Source organism: Zavarzinia sp. (assembly GCF_041650655.1).
Classification (GTDB): domain Bacteria; phylum Pseudomonadota; class Alphaproteobacteria; order Zavarziniales; family Zavarziniaceae; genus Zavarzinia.
The window spans coordinates 1-6,112 of sequence record NZ_JBAZKR010000163.1 but is presented as its reverse complement, the minus strand read 5'-3'; the positions used below and the strand labels follow the sequence as shown (position 1 = coordinate 6,112).

Annotated in this window: 9 protein-coding genes; 2 read left to right on the top strand and 7 right to left on the bottom strand. The window is 67.5% G+C overall.

Annotation, left to right across the window (positions count from 1 at the left end):
* A partial coding sequence (locus WC493_RS21260; protein WP_373068301.1) for an MFS transporter occupies positions 1 to 662 on the bottom strand: 662 nt, incomplete at its 3' end.
* A gap of 177 nt (positions 663 to 839) precedes the next feature.
* Between WC493_RS21260 and WC493_RS21255 the strand changes: the two genes are divergently transcribed.
* The gene (locus WC493_RS21255; RefSeq protein ID WP_373068299.1) at positions 840 to 1,271 is read left to right on the top strand and encodes a MarR family winged helix-turn-helix transcriptional regulator; all 432 of its coding nucleotides are present in this window, start codon (positions 840 to 842) and stop codon (positions 1,269 to 1,271) included.
* Positions 1,272 to 1,276: 5 nt separating this feature from the next.
* Here the strand turns inward: WC493_RS21255 and WC493_RS21250 are convergent, their stop codons facing one another.
* The 6 genes from WC493_RS21250 to WC493_RS21225 form a co-directional block, all read right to left on the bottom strand.
* The gene (locus WC493_RS21250) at positions 1,277 to 1,963 is read right to left on the bottom strand and encodes a hypothetical protein (protein WP_373068297.1); all 687 of its coding nucleotides are present in this window, start codon (positions 1,961 to 1,963) and stop codon (positions 1,277 to 1,279) included.
* A gap of 39 nt (positions 1,964 to 2,002) precedes the next feature.
* Complete coding sequence (locus tag WC493_RS21245; protein ID WP_373068295.1) at positions 2,003 to 3,121, bottom strand: TRAP transporter substrate-binding protein; 1,119 nt, start codon at positions 3,119 to 3,121, stop codon at positions 2,003 to 2,005.
* Positions 3,122 to 3,146: 25 nt separating this feature from the next.
* Positions 3,147 to 3,887, bottom strand: a complete 741-nt coding sequence (locus WC493_RS21240; protein ID WP_373068293.1) for an arginyltransferase — start codon at positions 3,885 to 3,887, stop codon at positions 3,147 to 3,149.
* A 156-nt stretch (positions 3,888 to 4,043) separates the two neighbouring features.
* Positions 4,044 to 4,349: a contact-dependent growth inhibition system immunity protein gene (locus tag WC493_RS21235; RefSeq protein ID WP_373068291.1), complete on the bottom strand. Its 306-nt coding sequence runs from the start codon at positions 4,347 to 4,349 to the stop codon at positions 4,044 to 4,046.
* A gap of 14 nt (positions 4,350 to 4,363) precedes the next feature.
* Positions 4,364 to 5,188 (bottom strand): RNase A-like domain-containing protein, encoded by an 825-nt coding sequence (locus WC493_RS21230; RefSeq protein ID WP_373068289.1) that lies wholly within the window; start codon positions 5,186 to 5,188, stop codon positions 4,364 to 4,366.
* A 70-nt stretch (positions 5,189 to 5,258) separates the two neighbouring features.
* Positions 5,259 to 5,555, bottom strand: coding sequence for a hypothetical protein (locus WC493_RS21225; RefSeq protein WP_373068287.1), 297 nt, complete (start codon positions 5,553 to 5,555; stop codon positions 5,259 to 5,261).
* Positions 5,556 to 5,612: 57 nt separating this feature from the next.
* Between WC493_RS21225 and WC493_RS21220 the strand changes: the two genes are divergently transcribed.
* Positions 5,613 to 6,112, top strand: a 500-nt coding sequence (locus WC493_RS21220; protein ID WP_373068285.1) for an FAD-dependent oxidoreductase, incomplete at its 3' end; no start/stop codon positions are given.

Sequence of the window (6,112 nt, the reverse complement as noted above, 5' to 3'; positions counted from 1 at the left end):
AGGGCGAAAGTGGCATTGCCCAGCCAGTCGATCTTGTGGCTGACCCTTGGGCCGTGGTCGCGCAGCTTGAGATAGCCCCAGAGCGTGCCGACGACGCCGATCGGCACATTGATCCAGAACACCAGGCGCCAGTCGGTATCGGCCAGCAGGCCGCCGACGATGAGGCCCAGGAACTGGCCGCCCACCGCGGCGATCATATTGATGCCGAGGGCCAGGCCGCGCTGCTGAGTCGGGAAGGCGTCGGTCAGGATGGCGGTCGAATTGGCCATGATCAGCGCGCCGCCGACACCCTGCACGACCCGGACCAGGATCAGGTAGAGCGCTGCGCTGCTGCCGTTCTCCGGCATCAGGCTGAGGGCGAGGGCCGAGACGGTGAAGATCGCGAAGCCGAGGTTGTACATGCGCGCCCGGCCGAACTGGTCGCCCAGCCGGCCGAAGGCCACCACGAGGACGGCGGTGACGACCATGTAGCCGATGATCGCCCACAGCAGATAGTCGATGTTGGCGGCATCCAGCGCCTTGAGGCCGATACCGCGGAACACGGCGGGCAGGCTGATCAGCAGGATCGAGGAATTGATCGCCGCCGCCAACATGCCGAGGGTGGTGTTGCTGAGCGCCGTCCATTTGTAGCCGTCGTGACGGGGCTGGTGCTTCGCGGACATTCGCCGGACTTTCGTGCAGGACCTGCCAGAGCGGCATTAGGTGTATGGTACATCTAACTCGGCCTTGCGTCGAATTGCCCAGGATTGAGCTAAGTCATTGTAATTGCCTGACAGTAGCGGTCCTCGATAATGCACTGCCTGCATGATACACCTTGAACTTCGGCATGGGAGGGCGGCATGGCGGCAGTGTTGGAGACGCTGGAACAGGAGATGGCGCGGCTCGTCCGCGTGCTCGAGGCGGTCCAGCGCCGGCGCAACTACCCGCTCGAAAGGGCGCAATATCTCCTGCTCCTGCACCTCGAGGCGGCGGGGCCGCAGCCGGTGCGGAGCCTCGCCGAACACCTGCTGCTCGACGATTCGACGGTGACGCGCCAAGTCGCGGCGATGGAACAGGCGGGTCTCGTCCGGCGCGAACCGAACCCCAGCGACGGCCGCAGCAGCCTGATCGAGGCGACGGCCGAAGGAATGGCCCTGATGGCACAGATGCGCGACATGCGCCTCGGCCGGATCGCCATCCTGTTCGAGGGTTGGGACGAGGCGGAGAAGGCGGACTTGGCCCGCCTGCTCACGGCGTTGAACGAGTCGCTCCGCCGGTCGATCGCGGAATAGGCGCCTCAGCGCACGGCGATCTCGGCCTCGGCATTGGCACCCCAGAAGCGGTAGCGCAGGCGGTACCGGCCGGTAGCGAGGCTCTTTCCCGGGATCTCGATCTGATCCCGGGCGACCAGGGTTTCCCCGGCCCGCAAGACGGATTCGGCGAGGACCTGGGCGCAGAGCACGGGTTCCTTGCGTGCGGTGACCGCGCCCACCGCGTCGAGCAGGATCCAGTCGGTGACGTCGCAGGGGGTCGCGGCAGTCAGGCGGGCGTCGCTGCCCGCGGTATTGCTGAGCCGTGCCTCGATCGCCAGGGCCATCGGGGTGTCGCTGGGCGCCAAGTGGGTGGGCGCGCGGAGCGCCAGTCGAAGCCCCGGCGGCAGGGATGGCGGCCAGGGCGTGCGGGCTTCCGCCGCCGGCGTCGGGGCGGCCGGACTGACCGCGTCGCCGGGCACCAGATCGAGACTGGTGGCCGGGGCCGGGGCGACGGCGACCGGCAAGGCCGTGGGCGGTGGCACCGCCTGTTCCGCCTCGGGCACGGCGACGGCATCGACCGGGCGTGGTCGCGGACGCGGCGTCGGCATCGCCGGCGGCTTGGTGCTGATCTGTGCAGCGGGGGCCGGTGCCGGAGCGGGACCGGAATCGACGGGAGCGCAGGCGGCGGCGAGAAGGGCCAGGACGACGGCGAATGTGCGGACGCGGAGCATGGGGGAAGGGGAGCCTGCCGCGGGCGGGCGGTCAAGACGTCATTCGAGATACTTGTAGGCGAGCGAGCGGGCGTTCGCCATTGCCTGTTCGCCGATCCGCGTATAGGCGGAGGCGGCGGTGCGCGCCTTCAGGAAGGAATCGAAGATCTTCTTGCCGATCGGGTCGGCCGCATCGCGGTCCTGCGCCAGCACTTCGCCGGCGGCATTGCCGAAGGCGACCATCAAGTCGTTGGGCACGCGGGCGACTTTGGTGCCTTTGCCGATCAGGGCGGTCAGCGCCTCGCCGTTGCGGAGCGAATATTCGGCCCAGAGATCGTCGTTGGTGGCCTGGGCGGCGGCGGCGACGATCGCCTTCAGGTCCCTGGGCAGAGCGTCGTAGAGCGCCTTGTTGACGATCAGCTCGAGCGCCGCCCCCGGCTCCTGGAAGCCCGGACCATAGTAATATTCGGCGATCTGGCCGAGGCCGAGGGTCTGGTCGTTGTAGGGCCCCATCCATTCGGCGGCGTCGATCGTGCCATTCTGCAGGGCCTGAAAGATCTCTTGCGGCTGCACGTCGACCGGCACCGCGCCCAGTTTTTGCAGGACTTCGCCGCCGAGGCCGGGCATCCGTACCTTGAGGCCGCGGTAATCTTCGGCCGACTTCAGCTCGCGCCGGTACCAGCCCAGCATCTGCGAGCCGGTGTTGCCGGCAAGGAAGGGCTTCAGGCCGAAGCCGGCGTAGAGTTCGTCCCACAGCGCCTGGCCGCCGCCGTGGTTGATCCAGCCTGACATCTCGTTGGCCGAGAGGCCGAAGGGCACGGCGGTGAAGAAGGCGGCCTGGCGGTGTTTGTCGAGGTGGTAATAGGCGGCGTCATGGCCCATCTCGGCCTTGCCCGAGGCGACCGCGTCGAAACAGGCGCCGCCGGGCACGATCTCGTCGGCGGCATAGACCTTCACGGTGAGCCCGCCGTCGGACATCTCGGTGATGCGCTGGGCCAGGCGTTCGGCCGCGGTGCCGACCCCGGGCTGGCCCTTGGGCCAAGCGGTCACCATTTTCCATTCCCGGTGTTCCTGGGCGATGGCATGGGCGGGAAAGGCGGCGAGACCACCGGCCGCGGCCCCGCCCAGCAACGTCGCCTGCAGGAAGCGGCGACGCTTCGCGTCGATACGACCGATCATGAAACTCGCCCCCTGCGGCCCCGCCTCACTCTTGCCCGGGCAGATCGATCCGCATGGGCTTCCAGCCGTCTGGCCCGAGTCCTTCGAGCGGCTGGTAGCGCGCCTTATAGACCATTTTGCGGCAACCCTCGATCCAATAGCCGAGGTAGACATAGGGCAGCCCCAGCGCCCGCGCCCGCTCGATCTGGCTCAGCACCACCAGGGTGCCGAGGGAACGCACCGGCTGCTCCGGGTCGTAGAAGCTGTAGACGAGGGAGAGACCGTCGCCCAGGCGGTCGATCAGGCAGGCGGCGTGCAGCCGGCCCGAGGAGTCGCGATATTCGGCGACATGGGTCTCGATCGGGCTGTCTTCGATCATGGCGGCATAGTCGAGGGCGTCCATCTCGACCATGCCACCGCCCGGATGGCGGGCTTCGAGATAGTGGCGCAGCAGGGCGAATTGTTCCTCGGTCGCCAGCGGCGGCTGCTCCCGCAACGTCAGGTCGGTGTTGCGGGCCAGGATGCGGCGCTGGGTGCGCGAAGGCTCGAAAGCGGCGACGGGGACACGCACCGAGACACAGGCCTGGCAGCCCTCGCAGGCCGGCTTGTAGGCGATGCCCTGGCTGCGCCGGAAGCCGGCGTTGGTCAGGGCGTCGTTCAGGGCCACGGGATCGTCCCCGTTCAGGCGCGTGAACACTTTCCGTTCCTGCCGCCCGGGCAGATAGGGGCAGGGGGCGGGCACGGTCACGAAGAAATAGGGGAAGCGAACCGTCGTATGTTCGGTCAAGTGGGGCCCATCTTTCTTCTCGGTCTCAGTTGCAATTCGAAGACCTTCCGGCAGTGCTGTCAATCGGTGGCGTGCATTCCCGTCCAATGCGGTGTCACCTCCCGGGAATTGGTCCAGAGCCGGGAATTTCGGAACGAGACGCCAAATGCCGAAGTCTCAAGGGCGGGCGGCGAGGAAGGCGGCGATCCGGCCGAGGAAGGCGCGGACGGCGGCATCGTCTTCGCCCAGGATGATGTCCGGTTCGAAGATCCGCTCTGCGGCCGCGGCCGTATCCTCCGGATGGCGCGCCAAGAAGCCCGCGATGTCGGCCACGACGCCAGCTTGTTCCTCGGCCCGGCTGTGGGCTGCGAAGTCCTCGATGATATCGGCCTCGGTCTGCCCGTCGTCGAAACAGTCCTGATGGAACCAAGCCCCCAAGAATTGGCGGAGATGTGGATAGGGGGGGGCGTCGTCAGAGGTCATGACGGTCTCGTGTGTCAGGGGACGGGGAACGCGGTCAGAATGTAATAGGGCGTGCCGTTGTAAGCTTCCATTTTGAGCACGAAGCGAACGCGGCGCATGGTTTCGAGTTTGCCGCTGGCCCGGACGACGCCTTCACCCACCACTTCGCGCGCGGTGAATTCGAAGGCGCGGCGGCTGCCCGGAACGGCGGAGCGGGCCCATGCCTCGATCATGGCGCGGTTGGCGCGCAAGGCCTGGTAGAGGGTCCTCTCGGCGACGTCGAGCGAGCGGAAGGTGGAGGCGGCCTTGAGCGCGGGGCTGGCCGCCAGGCGGGCTCGCAATTCCATTTCCGGCATGGCGACGTGTTTGGCGATCGTATGTCCGCCGAGTCTGCTGCCCTGGGCCGCCTCATTGGCGGCGAGGCTGATGCGCCCGCCCCGGATCGCCAGCACCCGGACGACGCCGAGGGCAGCCGTCACGGCAAAGGGAACCGCGATGTCGATGCCGACGGCGACCCTGTGGGCATTGTCCGGGCTGGCGCCGAGGCCGAGGGCCAGCTCGGTGACGCCGGCCTCGGTCAGTCCGGCTGTATCCCGCCCCGACCAAGCCTGGCGCAGCCCGCTCTGTACGGTGTCGATTCCGTGGGCGCCGAGGGCGACACCGCCGGCCTTGGTCACCAGGGACGGGTCGGGTGTCACCAACAAGGCGCCGGCGCCCAGCAGTTCGAGTGCGCCTCCGATCGCCTTCAGACCACCCCAGAGGCGATTGCTTCTGGTCTCCCCGGCCCAGATCTCCTCGCCGACGAAGATGGCGGCGAGCTGTACCGGGGTGATCGCGACTGTCAGTCCATCCTCGTCCATGCCTCGGCTTCCCCTTGCTGACCGGCCGGAGCCGATACGGGTCAGCCTAGCATGAACACGTCCAGGTTGTTTACGCGGGATCGTGGATCTCGATCACGAAGCTCTCGCCGCCTTTGGGCTGCCAGCCTTCGTTGATGTGGTCGCACAGAAAGCCGATGCAGGTATTGGCCTGATAGCGATGGTCGTCGCGCGGGCCTTCGGTCATGTCGTCGGCGAAGATGCCGCGCACCATGACGGTGATTTCCTGTTCCGCCCGTCGCATGGCGATCACCCATTCGATGCCGGCGCGGCTCTCCGGGTCGTCTTCCACGAAGAAATGGGCGTGGAAGGCGTCCTCGACCCTGAACATCCAATCGTCCGACAGCATGGCAGATCTCCGGCACCAGGACTTGACGAGACAGAAGGCCCCGGCGAGCTTGGCGTCATGCCAGGATATGAACCCTCCTACTACGTCGCCAGCCGAAACCCGAGCCCGCTCCGTCCTTCGCTCGCCGGGCGCATCACGACCGATGTCGCCGTGGTGGGGGGCGGTTTCGCCGGGCTCGCCGCTGCCCTCGAACTCGCCGAACGGGGCTATCGCGTCGCCCTCGTCGAGGCGAAGCGGGTCGGCTGGGGCGCTTCGGGGCGGAACGGCGGGCAGATGCTGAACGGGTTGAACCCGTCGGTCGGCACGATCGAAAAACTGGCCGGGGCCGAAGCCGCACGAGCAATCTGGGACATGACGGTCGAGGCGACCGACATCGTGCGCGAGCGGATCCGCCGCCATGCCATCGCCTGCGACTGGCAGCCCGGCTATGTCCATGCCGCGACCAAGCCGAGCCACGCCGCCGCCATGGCCGAGGACGTGGCCATGATGGCGGACCGCTATGGCTACCGGAATCTCACCTATTTCGACCGTGCGGCCCTGGCCGACCATGTCGTTTC